Origin of the sequence: Arenibacter arenosicollis (assembly GCF_014397245.1) — a bacterium.
GTDB lineage: Bacteria > Bacteroidota > Bacteroidia > Flavobacteriales > Flavobacteriaceae > Arenibacter > Arenibacter arenosicollis.
The window spans coordinates 112,185-129,119 of sequence record NZ_JACLHY010000011.1 but is presented as its reverse complement, the minus strand read 5'-3'; the positions used below and the strand labels follow the sequence as shown (position 1 = coordinate 129,119).

The 16,935-nt window shown below is 39.0% G+C and carries 12 protein-coding genes; 1 reads left to right on the top strand and 11 read right to left on the bottom strand.

What is annotated here, in order from left to right:
- Positions 1-3 precede the first annotated feature (3 nt).
- From H4O18_RS12375 to H4O18_RS12365, 3 genes are read right to left on the bottom strand one after another with little or no spacing between them, the layout of a single operon-like run.
- The gene (locus H4O18_RS12375) at positions 4-354 is read right to left on the bottom strand and encodes a carboxymuconolactone decarboxylase family protein (protein ID WP_187585006.1); all 351 of its coding nucleotides are present in this window, start codon (positions 352-354) and stop codon (positions 4-6) included.
- A complete protein-coding gene (tatC, locus tag H4O18_RS12370; protein ID WP_187585005.1) occupies positions 338-1,177 on the bottom strand; it encodes a twin-arginine translocase subunit TatC in 840 nt (279 codons plus the stop codon). Before tatC ends, H4O18_RS12375 begins: the two co-directional genes overlap by 17 nt.
- Positions 1,177-2,142, bottom strand: a complete 966-nt coding sequence (locus H4O18_RS12365) for a KpsF/GutQ family sugar-phosphate isomerase (RefSeq protein WP_187585003.1) — start codon at positions 2,140-2,142, stop codon at positions 1,177-1,179. Before H4O18_RS12365 ends, tatC begins: the two co-directional genes overlap by 1 nt.
- Positions 2,143-2,351: 209 nt before the next feature.
- On the opposite strand from H4O18_RS12365, the gene recQ reads away from it, so the two are divergent.
- Positions 2,352-4,553, top strand: a complete 2,202-nt coding sequence (recQ, locus tag H4O18_RS12360) for a DNA helicase RecQ (RefSeq protein WP_187585074.1) — start codon at positions 2,352-2,354, stop codon at positions 4,551-4,553.
- 119 nt (positions 4,554-4,672) lie between these two features.
- On the opposite strand, the gene H4O18_RS12355 is transcribed toward recQ, so the two are convergent.
- The 8 genes from H4O18_RS12355 to H4O18_RS12320 all read right to left on the bottom strand — a co-directional run bounded on the left by H4O18_RS12355 (position 4,673) and on the right by H4O18_RS12320 (position 16,778).
- A complete protein-coding gene (locus H4O18_RS12355; RefSeq protein ID WP_187585001.1) occupies positions 4,673-5,728 on the bottom strand; it encodes a S66 peptidase family protein in 1,056 nt (351 codons plus the stop codon).
- A gap of 93 nt (positions 5,729-5,821) precedes the next feature.
- Positions 5,822-7,159 (bottom strand): carboxypeptidase-like regulatory domain-containing protein, encoded by a 1,338-nt coding sequence (locus tag H4O18_RS12350; protein ID WP_187584998.1) that lies wholly within the window; start codon positions 7,157-7,159, stop codon positions 5,822-5,824.
- A 462-nt stretch (positions 7,160-7,621) separates the two neighbouring features.
- Positions 7,622-9,151, bottom strand: coding sequence for a carbon-nitrogen hydrolase family protein (locus H4O18_RS12345; RefSeq protein ID WP_187584996.1), 1,530 nt, complete (start codon positions 9,149-9,151; stop codon positions 7,622-7,624).
- Between the two features lie 43 nt (positions 9,152-9,194).
- Positions 9,195-9,929, bottom strand: a complete 735-nt coding sequence (gene rluF / locus H4O18_RS12340) for a 23S rRNA pseudouridine(2604) synthase RluF (protein ID WP_187584994.1) — start codon at positions 9,927-9,929, stop codon at positions 9,195-9,197.
- 144 nt (positions 9,930-10,073) lie between these two features.
- Positions 10,074-12,173: a beta-N-acetylhexosaminidase gene (locus H4O18_RS12335; protein WP_187584991.1), complete on the bottom strand. Its 2,100-nt coding sequence runs from the start codon at positions 12,171-12,173 to the stop codon at positions 10,074-10,076.
- 166 nt (positions 12,174-12,339) lie between these two features.
- Positions 12,340-12,792 (bottom strand): DUF1569 domain-containing protein, encoded by a 453-nt coding sequence (locus tag H4O18_RS12330; RefSeq protein ID WP_187584989.1) that lies wholly within the window; start codon positions 12,790-12,792, stop codon positions 12,340-12,342.
- A 116-nt stretch (positions 12,793-12,908) separates the two neighbouring features.
- Entirely contained in the window at positions 12,909-14,267 is a 1,359-nt protein-coding gene (locus H4O18_RS12325; RefSeq protein ID WP_187584987.1) for an aldehyde dehydrogenase, read from the bottom strand.
- 54 nt (positions 14,268-14,321) lie between these two features.
- Positions 14,322-16,778 carry a M14 family zinc carboxypeptidase gene (locus H4O18_RS12320; protein WP_187584985.1) on the bottom strand — a complete coding sequence of 819 codons (2,457 nt, stop codon included), beginning with the start codon at positions 16,776-16,778 and terminating at the stop codon, positions 14,322-14,324.
- Between the last annotated feature and the right edge of the window lie 157 nt (positions 16,779-16,935).

Sequence of the window (16,935 nt, the reverse complement as noted above, 5' to 3'; positions counted from 1 at the left end):
TTTTTAACCTTCTTGTTTTTCCAATTCTTCCCAATATTCATAGGCCCTTCTTAAATGGGGTACTACTATAGTACCGCCAACTAGGGTGGCTATGCCCAAAGTTTCCATAACTTCTTCTTTACTTGCACCCTCATTGAAGGAGCTTTCCAAATGATACTTCACGCAATCATCACAACGAAGTACTGCAGAGGCAACCAGTCCCAAAAGTTCCTTGGTTTTTACATCCAGAGCACCAGCGGCGTAGGCATTAGTGTCTAGGTTGAAGATTCTTTTAATTATCTTATTGTTGTCGGCCAATAGCTTTTCGTTCATTTTGGAACGATAGTCATTGAACTCCTTAACTTGATTTGGCATTTTTCTTCTGTTTTTTAGCTTCTCTTCTCAAAACTACTTTGGAAATATAAATACTAATTTGGTAGAGGACTAATATAGGTACGGCCACAATGATTTGACTAGCTACGTCAGGTGGTGTAATTACTGCAGATAGAATAAGTACTACTACAAGGGCAATTTTCCTGTATTTACGAAGTATTTCAGGGGTGACCAGACCTATTTTTGTCAAGAAAAAAATGATGATCGGCAATTCAAAAATTAAACCGCAAGCGATTACTGAAGCTCTTACTGTGGAGATGTAAGAGACAAGATCTATTTCTCTCACCACAGTATCACTTATAGAGTAACTCCCTAGAAAATTGATAGATAAAGGGGCTACCACATAATACCCGAACAAAACTCCCGTAAAGAAAAGAGCGGAAGCTATAAAGATAAATCCGCGCGCATTCTGACGCTCGTTGTCATATAGCCCAGGAGCAATAAATTTCCATAATTCATATAGCACATAGGGGAATCCAATGATAAAACCTGCCCAAATGGAAGTCCAGATATGAGCGGAAAATTGTTCGGACATTTGCCTACTCTGTACCGTAAATTGTGGTTCGGTATTGCAAAAGGCTTCACTAAAGCCCAATAATTTGGAAAAGTCGCAGAAAACATGGTAGGTTGGAAAATCTGGCATCATGGGGCCAAAAATGACCGTATCAAAAATAAAGCCTTTCATTAAAAAGGCTATCCCGCCAATAATAACGATGGCTAAAGTTGATCGTATTAAATGCCATCTAAGTTCTTCCAAATGATCGAGGAACGACATTTCATTTGGGGTCTTAATCTGTTTAGTCATTATAGTATGCCTTCTTTTATTAAATTGTGTAAATGTACTATTCCTTTGTAATTTTCCCCGTCAACAACCAATAATTGTGATATGTTTTTGGCCTGCATTAATTCCAATGCCTTAATGGCAAGCACGTCCACGGCAATGGTTTTAGGTGTTGCGCTCATAATATCCTTGGCAGTTAAACCATAGATATTGTCAAATTTGTTGAGCATGCGTCTAATATCTCCATCCGTAATTATACCAACAATTTTATTATTTTCCAATACCGCAGTAGCGCCCAACATCTTTTCAGAGATTTCTACGATTACGGATTTTACATCGCTCGTAGCATTTACTTGGGGAATTTGATTGTTGTTTGAGATATCGCTCACCCTTAAGTATAATTTCTTACCCAGCGCACCACCAGGGTGGTATTTTGCAAAATCCTTGCTGCTGAACCCTTTTAGTTCCAAAAGGCATATTGCCAAGGCATCCCCTATAACCAATTGGGCAGTTGTACTGGTTGTTGGGGCCAGATTATTGGGGCAGGCCTCTTTTTCAACGTAGGTATTTAAAATATAGTCCGCATGGGTGGCCAAAAAAGAGTCAGGATTTCCCGTCATCCCTATTAATTTGTTATTGCCACTTTTAATCAGGGGTACCAGCATTTTAATTTCGGCAGTATTTCCACTTTTGGAAATGCAGATAACCACATCGTTTTTTTGAACGGTGCCAAGATCTCCGTGGATGGCGTCGGCGGCATGCATAAAAATGGATGGGGTTCCTGTCGAATTTAAGGTAGCCACAATTTTGGAGGCAATAATGGCACTTTTTCCAATACCGGAAATTATAACCCTGCCCTTGGAATGTCTGATACATTCCACTGCATTGGAAAAGTCTTCGTTTAGGAGGGACCCTAAATGGGATATTGCCTCGGCCTCAGTTTCAATGGTTTTCCTCGCTATGGCCAATATAGCTTTGTTATCGCTCAAAGTAATTTAAAATTAGGTGATGATTTTCCTAAAAGAAAGTCTTATATTTATTCTACAAAATTACATAAACTTAATTTTATAGAATATTTTAAATTTGAACAAATTTATTTACAATAAATACTTACTCAAAAGACAAAAATTCCTTAACTTAAGGAATTTCTTTTTGGTTTTAGTGCCAATATATATTAATAAAAATGGTGAAGTACGGTATGGGTATAGATGAGATTGATTTGCACGCCTCCCTAAAGAAGTATTTTGGATTCTCCCAATTTAAAGGTTTACAGGAAAACGTTGTTAAGAATATTGTACAAGGTAAAAATACCTTTGTTATAATGCCCACAGGTGGTGGAAAATCACTTTGTTATCAACTACCAGCCCTTATGCAGGAAGGTACGGCTATAGTGGTGTCACCTTTGATAGCCTTAATGAAGAATCAGGTAGATGCTATAAGGGACGTATCCAGTGAGATCGGGGTGGCACACGTTTTAAACTCTTCCTTGACAAAGACAGAGATTAGACAGGTGAAAAGTGATGTCAGCAGTGGGGTAACCAAGCTTTTGTATGTTGCTCCAGAATCCTTGACCAAAGAGGAATATGTGGATTTTTTACAGGGAGAGAAAATATCGTTTGTTGCAGTGGATGAGGCTCATTGCATATCTGAATGGGGGCACGATTTTAGGCCGGAATATCGCAATCTAAAATCCATTGTCAATAGATTGGGGGATAATATTCCTCTGATTGCCCTAACGGCCACTGCTACTCCCAAAGTTCAGGAAGATATTATTAAGAATTTGGGAATAACAGATGCCAAGGTATTCAAGGCCAGTTTTAATAGACCAAATCTTTATTATGAGGTAAGGCCGAAGACCCAAAATGTTGATGGGGATATTATCCGTTTTGTAAAGCAAAATTCTGGAAAATCGGGTATAATTTATTGTCTTAGTAGGAAGAGGGTCACGGAGTTGGCCCAAGTGTTGCAAGTCAACGGTGTTAGCGCAGTTCCTTATCATGCGGGATTGGATGGTAAAACTAGATCCAAACATCAGGATATGTTTTTAATGGAGGATGTAGACGTGGTAGTGGCCACTATTGCCTTCGGAATGGGTATAGATAAGCCGGATGTGCGTTTTGTTATACACCACGATATTCCCAAAAGTATAGAAAGCTATTATCAGGAAACTGGAAGGGCTGGAAGAGATGGTGGAGAGGGACACTGCCTTGCATTTTACTCGTATAAGGATGTGGAAAAACTTGAAAAATTCATGTCTGGAAAGCCTGTTGCCGAACAGGAGATAGGAAACGCCCTGCTTCAGGAAATTGTTGGATATGCAGAAACCTCAATGTCTCGTAGAAAATTCATACTTCATTATTTTGGGGAGGAATTCGACGAAATTAATGGTGATGGTGCCGAAATGGACGATAATACCAGAAATCCTAAAGAAAAGCAGGAGGCCAAAGACAACGTGGTTAAGCTGATTAATGTTGTGATGGGTACCAGTGAAAAATTTAAATCCAAAGAAATTGTAAGGGCATTGACTGGAAAGGTTAACGCTTTGATATCTTCACATAAGACCGATGAAAAGGAATTTTTTGGCTGTGGAAAGGACAGGGATAAGGGGTATTGGATGGCTTTGATTCGCCAAGCACTTGTTGCCGGACTTCTTAAAAAAGAAATTGAGCAATATGGTATACTTCATGTAACTCCTGCAGGAAAGGATTTTATAAAGAATCCAACATCGTTTATGATGACCATGGATCATGTCTACAATAAGGAGGCCGATGATGCTATAGTTAGTGCGGCAAAATCCTCTGCCGGTGTGGCCGATAATAATTTGTTGAAGATTTTAAAGGACTTAAGGAAAAAAGAGGCCCATAAATTGGGTGTCCCACCATTTGTGGTGTTTCAAGATCCCTCTTTGGATGATATGGCGCTTAAATATCCGATATCCTTGGATGAATTGGTAAATATTTATGGAGTAGGGGAAGGTAAGGCAAAAAAATACGGGAAGCCCTTTGTAGAACAAATTGCCGCCTATGTTGAGGATAATAACATTTTGAGACCGGACGATCTGATCGTAAAAAGTACCGGGGCCAATTCGTCCCTGAAGCTATATATCATTCAGAACGTGGATAGGAAGTTGCCCTTGGATGATATTGCTTCGGCCAAAGGATTGGAATTGAAGGAGTTGATCAAGGAAATGGAACAAATTGTCTTTAGTGGTACCAAATTGAATATTGCCTATTGGATCGATGAGATGTTGGATGAAGACCAGCAAGAAGAAATCCATGATTATTTCCTGGAAGCCCAAACCGATGACCTGGAAGTGGCATTAAAGGAATTTGAAGGTGAATATGAGGACGAAGAACTTAGGTTGTATAGATTGAAGTTTATTAGTGAAGTAGCTAATTAAAAGGTGTCTAAATAAGTATTACGGAGCAGTGGTTTAATGGAGAGGAGACGCTGTGCACTTTAACGAAAATTTCAATGTCCCCAAAGTACTATTGGCCCCGCCATGTTTTGGACCTTTTTCTATTTGACTGCCTTTTCCAATAATTGCAATGTCATTTTATCCGTGTCAAATTTGGCGTTTATCCCTATTGGTAGGGTAAAGTTGTTTTCTATATGGCCATAAGTCATACCATAAACAGCGGGTATCCCCAGTGGCTGGATCCTATCCATTATTACCTCTCTTAATGTAAAGGATTTGGGGTCGGGGATAGAATCACATCCTTTAAAAACTCCTAAAACGAATCCAGCAGCCTTATTAAATGTTTTGCCGTGTATTAATTGGGTCAACATCCTGTCAATGCGATAAGGGGATTCTTCAATATCTTCAAGACAGACTATTGCGTCTGTAAAATCAATTTCATGCGGAGTTCCAATTAGGGCATTTACCAGTGTTAAACTACCTCCTACCAATTTTCCAGTGACTACTCCCGGGTTAATACAATATCTATTGTATTCTGGCTTGCTGTATTCCTCCTGATCTATTATTTCAACATTTTTAATAGTGGGCAATTCTTTAGATTTCATTACCACATTTTGCAGCTGCTCTATACTATAGGGATCGTTGATGGTACTTCCAACGGGCCCGTGGAAGGCTACAAGGCCTGTTTCTTGGTGAATTCCATTTAAAAGGGCAGTTATGTCGCTAAAACCAATTAGAGCCTTAGGATTATCCCTTATTAGTTGGTAATCGATCAAATGCATAATTCTAGTACATCCATATCCCCCCCTGGCGCAAAGTATGCCATCCACCTTTTTATTGGCAAACATTTCGTTTAAATCAGCGACCCTTTCAGAATCAGTATTGCTAAAGTACCCGTGGTTGCCATGTATGCGATTGGTATGGAAAGCTATAAATCCCATTTTTTCCAGAGTTTCTTTGGCTTCTACCAAGACTTCTGGTTTAATGGCATATCCTGGAGCAATAAGTCCAATAGTATCCCCTTTTTTTAGAGCTTTGGGTTTTATTGTTTTATTATTAGTTCTATTCCCTTGGGTATTGGCCATTATTGTCGAGGGAATTAGTGTGGCCATCCCTGCACCTAGGGCTGTTTTAAAGAACTGTCTCCTTTTCTTCATTTATCTTATTTTGTAGGACCTAAATATATAAAAAATCACACAAAAAAAGTCCGCCACGTGAATGGCGGACTTCATCTTAGTATTTAAAAAAGATTACATGCCAAGGGAGGATGAATCCTCTTTGGATTTGGCTCTTCTTAACTGTCGTTGTATTTTCTTGATGGCAGATTCTATAGACTTTTCGGGTTCTATAATATTGTATTCTCCCCAAAAATCGGGATCTGAGAATCCAATGGCCTCATCCTCCAGAATAATTGAAGATTTAATACGGTCCTTGAATTTAGGAGTTTCACCAGTGGTGTTCTTTTCCCAGTCCGTAATGGCCATTTCGCAAGTCATGCTATAAACCGAATTGAAAAGTTTGTCGTCCCAATTGATCTTGAACTCCAAGAGGACATTGCTGTAACCATAATACCATTTTCCGTTCTTTTCCCTATAATCTACACGGTAGGCAATATCTGTTGGCCAGACATTGGCATGTGCTGGTTTTTTACGGACGAACATTTTGGAAGCCTTTTCGCGGTCAGTGATGTTCAGGGAATAAATGGCGCTGGTCAGAATTTTCTTCTCAGCATCTATATACAACTTCCCTTGGTAAAGGGGGTCTGTTATAGATTCCAGTTGTTTAAAATTGATTACAAAGATTAGTTTGTTATTTACCTGGGTGGAATTTTCAAAACTAAAGGTATAATCATCAAATGTTTCTTCGGTAAAAATATATTGTGGATATTTTATCATGTCTACGAAAAGGGTGTTGAAAGGTCCTCCCTGTAGTTTAATGGCCAAGGTGTCCAATTTGTTGTAATCGGTGCTTTTCCTAGCTTTATAAAGCTGTAATGCGTCCCTGCGATCGGAATTGTAGGGAGATTTGTATATATTGACAACGGCCTCGGACAAGGACACGTTTTTCCTTCTTTTTTTAATGGTTTCCCTATAGAAAGCCGTCATTAGGGTAGGGTCGTCAAAATAATTTTCACCTTTTCTCTGCAAGGTTTCCTTTACTAGGGCCTTCGCATCTTTTGGAACAGCAAGGCTTACCTCGGATAATTCCGTAAAGCTTACTTCCAGTGCAATTTCATTTTTATTTTCCTTAAGTTGGCTTAAAGGGATTGTTTTTGTCTTATAGCCTAAAAACGACACAATGACTTGCCCTTCGCTAATTTCTTTGGGAACTTTTAAGGAAAAGTAACCCTCAGTATTACTAACGGTGCTTATATTGGTGTTTTCAATCGTAAGACTGGCAAAGACCAATGGATTATTGGTTTCACTATCAATAATTTTACCTTGATATTGATTAAAAGAAGTTTCCTGTTCCTGCACATCTTGGTACAGCAATGCCGCCGAAACGGAGGGCGTTACCCCTAAGAACAACAAAATTAATATTGCGGTTATAAGGGGATTTTTTACAAAGGGATTTTTTTTGAGTTTCATCTGTTTATAGTTTACTGTTTTTATCGCTCAGAGGTATTTGCAAAAAATTTAAATGGTGGTTGGTGCAGGTTGGTATAGGTAAATTCAAGCTAAGCATCTATCGCTTATATCAAGGAACGACTGTCTTCCTAAGATAGTGATTTTTAACGATATACCCTATTTATTTTTGTATATATTTCCGGTATCTGTTGAAGGAAAGGCCTAGGTAATTGAGAAAGGTTTGTTGTTGGAGAGTATAAAGTGCCGAATAATATTCGATTACTTTCGAAATAATAAAACAACGGATAGTTTTAGTACTATCCGTTGTTATAACTATGTCTATAGGGAAGCTAAGTAATTCGTTATTTCACCAAATGAGGATTTTGATATAATTAGTCCGTGGTTTGATAAATTCAGCTTAAAGCTTGATTACTTATTTTTTTGTAAACCTGTAAAATGTGACAGGGGATAATATGCCCTTTGTTAGTTCTTTCTTCGCACTTCAAAAATATCGGTTCTTCTGTCCTTCAAGTTTCTTACACTACCAAATTGGTTTAGTTCTCTTAGCAAATCTATATCTAAGTCTACAATGAGTATCATTTCGGTATTTGGAGTAGCTTCAGCTTTTATTCCGTTGGCGGGAAAGGCGAAATCACAGGGTGTAAATACCATGGATTGGGCATATTGAATATCCATATTATGTACTTTGGGCAGGTTGCCCACGCTTCCGGCGATGGCTACATAGCATTCGTTCTCTATGGCTCTGGCCTGTGCACAATTTCTGACCCTGGAAAAGCCATTTTGGGTATCTGTTAAGTAAGGTACAAATAAAATATCCATGCCCTCGTCTGCCAATAATCTACTTAATTCCGGAAATTCGGAATCGTAACAGATCAAGATGCCAACCTTCCCGCAATCCGTATCAAATACCTTTAGGTCGTTGCCGCCCTGCAGTCCCCAAACCCTTTCCTCATCTGGAGTTACATGTAATTTCTCATATCTTTCCTTGGTTCCATCCCTTTTGCAGATGTACCCAACGTTGTATAGTCTTTCATCTTTCATTTCTGGCATACTCCCAGTAATAATATTTATATTATAGGAAATGGCCAGTTCGGAAAATCGCTGTACAATGGTGGCTGTGTGTTTAGCCAGCTCCCTGATTGCAGCGGACTCCGATAAATGATTGTTCTCGGCCATCAAGGGTGCATTAAAGAATTCAGGGAATAGGGCAAAGTCCGATCTATATCCTGAAACCGCATCCACAAAATACTCTGCTTGTTGAAGTACATCGTCCAGATTTTTATAGGGACGCATTTGCCATTGGATGAGCCCTACCCTTACAACTTTTTTTACAACGCTGGCCTTTATGTTTTTCTTTTCATAATAAATATTGTCCCACCTTAAAAGCACGGCGTAATCGTTGGAGGCAGTATCTCCTTCCAAATAGTTCTTCAGAATTTTACTGGGATAAAAATCGTTGGATATCTGAAAATTAAGAACGGGGTCGTTTATTTCCTTGCGTTTTACCTTTTCTATATATGCTTTTGGCGACAAGGTGTCCATGTATTTATGGTAGTTGGGGATTCTGCCGCCAAAGGCAACCCCTTTCAAATTTAGGCGCTCACAAAGTTCTTTTCTGTAGTCGTACAATCTTCTGCCCAACCGCATGCCCCTAAATTCCGGTTTAATAAAAACATCGATCCCATACAGTACATCCCCATCGGGAGAATGCGTGTTAAAGGTGTAATTACCGGTTATTTGTTGGTAAGTGTGCTTATCTTCGAATTTGTCGTAATCCAGAATAATGGACAGTGCACAGCCTGCAATATGGCCATTTACTTTTATGACTACCTGTCCTTCAGGAAATCTGGATATTAGATTTTCTATTTGATGCTCCCTCCAATAAGATTCGGGCATAGTGGTATAGGATTCTATCATGGCCGTTTTAAGCTCTTGATAGTCATTTACACTTAGGTATAATAGCTCAATATTCTCTATTTCTTCCATCTTCATAGTCATACTGTTAAAATTAATTTAGGGGATAATTATTCTGTTTTTATTTTTGATGGGTCTTTGATGAGTCCGAAATCATTTCATTGATTTCATTTAACTCCCCTTCGGATAAATAACGCCATTTACCCACGGGAACATCCAATTGAATATTCATTATCCTTATACGTTTTAATGCGGTAACATTGTAACCCAAATACTCGCACATTCTTCGGATCTGACGGTTAAGGCCCTGTGTTAGAACAATTCTAAACTGGAATTTGCCAATTTCCTCAATCTCGCATTTTCGGGTTACCCGATCAAGGATGGGCACCCCATTGGCCATTTTCTCGAGGAAAGCTTTGGTGATTGGCTTATCTACAGTTACTAAATATTCTTTCTGATGTTTATTTCTGGCCCGTAAAATCTTATTGACTATGTCCCCATCATTGGTCAAAAGGATAAGGCCTTCACTGGGCTTGTCCAATCTTCCAATTGGGAAAATTCTACTTGGGTAATTAATGAAGTCGATAATATTATCCTTTTCTACCCTGGTGTCCGTGGTGCATACAATTCCAATAGGTTTGTTGAAAGCAATATAAACCGGCTTTTCTTGAGGTTCCGAAATAATCTTACCATCTACACGGACTTCGTCATCATCGGTAATTTTTGTTCCCATTTCTGGAACTTTCCCGTTAATAGTAACTCTACCTTGATCAATAAGTTTGTCCGCTGCGCGACGTGAACAGTAGCCCATTTCGCTTAAAAACTTGTTTATTCGGGTGGCTTCCTTCTCTTTCATAAACACTCCTTAACCCTAATTTATAAATCGGATTTATGGGCGAAATATACTTAATAAAACTCTTATTTTTGTCAACAAGGACACAAGTTATTTTAGTTGCTCTTTTTTGTCGCTCTTTTCCGCCTGGCAAATTCCTGTAATTAATTATTTTTTTAAAGGATCTGCATTTTCCATATAAATTTCCTTTTCCAGTTCATTATTCAATTTTTGAAAAAACAATATTTCGGCATAAAATTGCCAATCGAAATTTATAGATTGGTTGGCCAAATGTACATGATGGTCCTGGTCTAGGATGTAATTGTCCGGTTTGGTTAGAATGCGTGTTTTGCCGTAGACCATTTCCAAATCCTTTCTTAGGGTGCTAAATTCAGACTCCAGTTCTTTGAGTTTGGAAGCCGTTGCAATAATGTCATCTCTACTTTCCGCCTGGTCATAATCCCGGAGGGCCAAGAGCATTTTTGGGCTGAATTGGGCCAGTTTATTTACTTGTTCATAAACCTGTAGGTTATGGTCGTTGCGCAGTGCAATGGAACGGGCATATTCTATTTTTTTTGCGATACTGTCGGTTTGAGATAGCACTTGGGCTGCTGATTTTATTCGGTCTTCGTTGGCAGAACTCCATGCCCCAATATTTTTCTTATCCGGAAAGTCGATTACGGCCTTTTCCATTGGATTTTCCATTGAAGGTAGAAAGTTGCGCTGATTGCCTTTTAGCAATGCATTTTTCCAGAATGCCACAGGTGTTTCAAGTGCGGTAATAAAACTATTGTTAACATCGGCAAGGGGATATCCGTATTCCCTTTGTCTAAAGGCAGTTTTAATTTCCTCTTTAGTTCGCTTGTCACCAATCCAGGAATATTCGGCAAAGGCCAAGATGCCCCTCATGTACAATTCAAAATGTGGGGAATCATCATCCCATAGTGTTAACAGCAGTCCATTGAGACCACTATTTATGGAACTAACCGCAAAAGATCTAATGTTTTCCATATTGCTTTCTTCCTGAGGCATTAGAACCCATCGGGTTTGGCCGGCAGTTGCACCCATTACTTGTAGTTCATGATCTGTAAACCACTGCATGGCCTTAATATTTCCTAAAGCTTGGGGGGAACTGTAATTCCATCTCATATAGATACAATTCTTAGGGAAAATGTCCAGAAACTCCAATAATTTGTGCTCATTTTCCAACCAAACTTGATCCACTTCTTCTTGGGTCATCTCCTTTTTAAACATGGGGTCATAAACATCGGCCTGTTTAAGCGGCATATCATCCCAAAAAATCGGGGTTTTTCCATGTTCTTCAGCAAATTTGGCTACTTTGTCCAGCCACATCAATTGTAATTTCAGGGGAGATTCTTTGCTCCCTCTTCCCGTGGTATGTACTTCATCACCGCCAACATGTAGGTATTTTCCATATGGAAAGGCTTCCATAGCATCTAAATAAAGGTCAAACTGCACTTCATAGGTTTTAGGGTCCAATGGATTAAAAGCCCAATCACTTTCCGGATTATCCCTAAGCTCCCTATACTCTGGGTGCTTTAATATAAATGAGGCATGTCCCAATCCCTGTACCAATGGACTGATTTCTATATGACGGTCTTTGGCGTAATCACTGATCTTTTTCCATTCTTCAATACTCAATGCATCTTCGGAGGCAACGATAGGCTGACTCTTAAATTTTAATTTGTCCTCAACTTCCAATATAATACCGTTGATCTTATAGCTGGCAAACTTATCCAACAATTGATAATAGTATTCGGTCTTTTCCAAATGGTGTTTTACATCTAAGTGGACGGAACGATAGGCCAAAAGGGGAAAATCTTTTAATTGGCATAATGGTAGGTTTGCCTTTTGGTCTTTCGCATCAACCATTAATTGTTCCAAGGTCTTGAATGCATAGAACAATCCAGCTTCATCTTTCCCTGTTATGTTAATTTGGTTGTCTGTTATAGCTAGGGTATACCCTTCCGCCGGTGTATCCAAATTGGCATCTATTTCGTATGTTAAAGTGGCCTTACCCTTGTTCTCATTAATTACTAAGATATCCTTATTAATTATAGGTAATGCCTCACCGTTTTGGGCTATAACTTTTAGGGATTCATCGTGGGATATAGAACTGGCTCCCATAACCTGAAATTCTTGGGGTTGAGGTAGTAGTTTAAAGTCGCCCATTTTATTCTCCTTTTGGTTGCAGGAAAAAAGTAAAATGGAAATTGCCAATAGATAGATGCCGTTTAAATTTTTCATAAGATGTTTAAAATGGAATGGTTTTTTTGATTAAGTGCGTAATGGGTTGATTAATTTGCAATAATATTGAATAATACTTAAATATGGAATATTTTTGGAAAAATGCCCATAATAACTTTGGAGGTCGGACAAAGGAGGGTGTTAATTGTATTTTTTGAACAATTGTCTATACTCCAAATTGTTCCAAATGGTGGTTGAGATGTTTGTAAAACAAATTGTTCCATTCTGTTTTGGTAAGGGGGCCAAAGGAATGGGATTCCTTGTTGTGGAAGTGATTTTCTCCAAGCTCCTGAGTTTTTGTTAGGTGGTCTATCAATCGCTTTTTTTCAACTTCAAAGTCCCTTTCGTCTGTAATTAGAAATGCCGGAGCAGTCCTGCTGTTTTTTTTGTATGGTTTGTCATTAACCACTGGTTGTTTTACAAAAAGTTTAAGCATAAATTTCATTATTCCGTTAGGTTTGGGGTGTTTATCAGTATAGACCATTTCATAGGGGACGTTACAATGGGCCAACATCTGCGCAACTGTCATTTTACCCCATAGGGCGGTACTTTTGGAGTTTAATTTGTTAATTCTCCCTATAACTTTGCCCACTACCTCTTTATTGAAAATGTTTTCCATAATCCTGTTTTTTTAGATGTTCAATTTTTTTTTTGATGCTATTGGTCTCTGCTATACTATTTGTATGATGTAAACTGTATTCTCCTGTTTTTTAGAATAGTTAAGAAAAGTGTTGGTCAGCCAATAAGCCGTTTTATCCATTTTAATTTACTTTTGGTATGGGGGTGATATTTAAAGTTCGGTTCTATCCAGGTTGGTTTCTCCAATATACCCTTATAGTGTGAAAATGCTCTAAATCCGTATTCGCCGTGATAAGAGCCTATGCCACTTTCTCCAACACCTCCAAAGCCCATATTGCTATTGGCAATGTGCATTACGGCGTCATTTACGGCTCCACCACCAAAAGAGATTTCATCCAAAATTTTGCGTTTTATCTTCTTAACGCTGGTAAAGACATAACAGGATAGTGGCTTTGGTCTGGCCTTTATTTCTTGTATAATTTTGTTAAGGTCGTTATATTCCAAAACTGGAAGGATTGGGCCGAATATTTCGTCCTGCATTACCTTATCTTCAAAAGTAATATTGGTTAAAATGGTGGGTTCCATAATTCTATTTTCAAGATCGTATTCCCCTCCTGTGTATATTTTATCCTTATCGATCAAGGCTATTAGACGCTGCAGGTTTTTATCATTTATTATCTGAACGTAATTATCCTCTTCTATCAAAAATTTGGATTGGGCTATTTCCTTTTTGGCCAGTTTTAAAAACTCCTCTTTAACTTTTTCGTGCACTACCACATAGTCCGGGGCAATGCAGGTTTGGCCAGCATTAAGATATTTTGCCCAAATAAGTCTTTTTACACTTATTTTGAGGTCGCAGTTGGCTGTAATTATAGCTGGACTTTTTCCTCCTAATTCCAAGGTAACAGGAATTAATTTTTTTGCTGCAGCCTGGTAGACGATTTTCCCAACAGGCACACTCCCTGTGAAAAATATTTTATCGAACTTTTGATTTAGTAAGTCGGTGGTTTCGGCTACACCGCCTTCGATCACCTTAAAAAAATTGGGGTCAAAATTTTCGTTGATCAATTTGGCCATTGCCTTGCTGGTGTTAATGGGCAATTCACTTGGTTTTATTATCACGGTATTCCCTGCGGCAATGGCGGCAATAGCCGGAGCAAGGGAAAGTTGGTAGGGGTAATTCCATGCCCCTATGATTAGACTTACACCTAATGGTTCCGGAATTATATAGGATTTACCAGGTAAATTGGCCAAATTGGTCCTGACCCTTTTTTGTGCCGACCATTTTTTTACCCTTTTTATGGCCTCTTTTATGTCGTGATATAGCAAGCTGATTTCAGTAGTGTAATTTTCAAAGGCGGACTTTTTAAAATCCTTGTATATGGCCTGGTGCAGGAGTTCTTCATTAGCTCTTAATATGGATTCCAATTTTTGCAATTGCCCAATCCTGAAAGCTATATCCTTGGTGGTATTGCTATTAAAGAATTGTTTTTGTGCTTCAACTATTTCCTCCATATTTCTGGCCTAATTTAAGTGTTGATTGTTTGGTGCGCTTTAGCATTGTCCAGATTATTTTACCATGAATAGGGCATTGACGAAAAAGAGTTTTCCGTTCTCCCAAAATCCACGGAATAAAGGATTGTCTACCATATAAACTACCTGTCCCTTGCCTAGGTCCTCCACCCCGAATACAAGTGTATTTGCAATCTTTTTCTTGGCTTCGCTTCCTGCGAAACCAGAAATGGGAATAATGTTTTTTTCTAAATAAGCGACAGTGCCTGTATCCAGATTTTCAAAAGCGTCATCACTTAACTTAAGTGTAAAGTATTCGTCGCCGTAACCGTAGGCCAATGGATGTGTTGAATCTACCTTGGTTTTAAAAATAGCACCGGTAATCGAGTTCTTGATGTCTTCCCGCTCTGCCTCCTCATAAGGCAGTATGGTTTCAGTACTATCTTTTTTAACTTCCTTTTCCTTTATTTTAAAACCATGTTCCCCTATTATACTTTTTATAGCCCCTTCCAAGGCGATTAATTTTCCTCCATTGCTCACAAATTCCTTTAGTTCTTCAAGTCTACTTTCATTAAAGAACTTGGAATACCATCCGTTGGGGAGAATAAGGACATCATATTCGTTTATGTCCACTTCATCGTAATATTCAGTATCCAAAATGGTCAGCGGATATTGTAGCTGTTGTTCAAAAAAGTGCCAAATTTCCCCAAATTGAAGGGTGCTTGTCGGTTCCCCGGACAACATGGCTATTTTGGTGTCGGTAATCATTGGTACGTAACTGGAACCAAAATCATTTCCTTTTTCCACAAATCCGGTATTGGCCGGTGTTAATAAGGTTTTGTTGTTGTAGGCCACCCTGCTTAAGGTTTCCGCAAAACCCTTATGGTTCTTGTTATCTCCTTTGGTAATGATCAAACTGCCTCGCTCAAATTTCTTCCCTTCCACACGAAAAGGATTTTTGGCAAACCGAACCCTTATATTTTCCTTCATTAATGCTGTTAAAAATCGGGCATCTTTCATGCTGGTCCAATCGCTTACATAGGCATAATTATCCTCCGTGATTTTGGTTTCCGGAGTGGGTTGGGATATCCCATCACCAGGTGTGTTGGAATCCACCAATGTTTGGGAAGCAATAGACTCCAATCCATAGGCGTAGGGTAATGACCAGGCCGTAATATCGTAGGTGAGCGAATCACTGAGTTTTGTATTGGGTTCCATGAGCACCTGTGCCAAGGTGCCTTTGGCTTGATTGGTAGATACCACTAAACTTGCAGGGGTAGTTTTTAGAGTCCCCAATTTCCCGGAGCTATACAGGTGACCTTTTACCAATCCGTCCTTCGCCCAGCCGTATTTAATCTCATGGGATTTAAGCAATGAGGTAATGGCTTCAATTTTATCTGGGTCCCCGTTCATCACATAACTCTTGTATTTGAAATTCTTTTCCTTATAGAATTTCTTGAATTCCCTGTTTAATCTTTCTGAATTTTGGGAGGCTACTTCCACTGTAGACAAGCCTGTGGTGAGGTGATGTGCTATACGGTCTTGGAGGGTAAGCGTGTCCCCTATAATGGTTTTGACTCCCAATCCGGCATGTCCACTGCCACCCTGCTCATAGGTCATTCCTATGCCACCATTGTATGTGGGGAAGGTGTCGCCATAGCTAGGGTATAAAAGATCAAAGACTTCTTTTGTGAAATAAAACCAGCCATTGGCATCGAAGTATTTAGCGTGGTTCTTGCCTATGGTAACTTGAAAATCGCGCTGAAAATCGGTTACAACTTCATGAAAGGGTTCTGCGGCCGGGGCAAAATAATAAGGATTGTTTACTCCCTGTTCATGAAAATCCACATGTACATGTGGCAGCCATTGGTTAAAAACCTTTATGCGTTGTCGACTTTCAATTTGTGTGAGCCATGCCCAATCACGATTTAGGTCGAACATGTAATGGTTAGACCGCCCGTTCAACCAACCTTCATGGTGTTCCTTGCTATTGGGGTCAATATTATTGGGAGTATTCTTAAATTGATTGTACCAGTTTACATAACGATCCCGCCCATCTGGATTAATACATGGGTCTATAATCACCACGGTATTTTTTAGGTAGGACGCTTTGCTGGTCAATAGTTCATATATGGTCTGCATGGAGGCTTCGGTGCTTACACTTTCATTTCCATGAACATTATAGCTTAACCATACAATGGCCTTGGTAGGCGACCCCTCACCTGTAGTATTCTTAATATGTTCCTTCCTAATAGACTCCAGGTTACCTATATTTTCGGCTGTAGAAACATAGGCCACGATCAATGGTCTACGTTCGTTGGTTTTTCCATACTCTATCAATTTAACTCGGTCCGAAGCGCTATGGGCCAGATATTTATAATATTCCACTACTTGATGGTGCCGAGTAAATTCCGATCCCAACCCGTAACCTAAAAATTCTGATGGGGATAGTAAAGTTTGGGAAATGCCAAAGGTGGTAGTAAGGAGAATAAAGGTTAGTAAAAGTTTTTTCATAGAAATCCATTAATTTGCTTCAAATCAAATCTAAGGAATATTAGTGATATTAGTTCTATTCCAATAGGACTCGCGATTTTCAGATTAGCCAAAACAAAGTTCAAAAAGTTATTTTAAAATTGATATTTAAACTTCTTAACGTATTTTTAGGAACTGA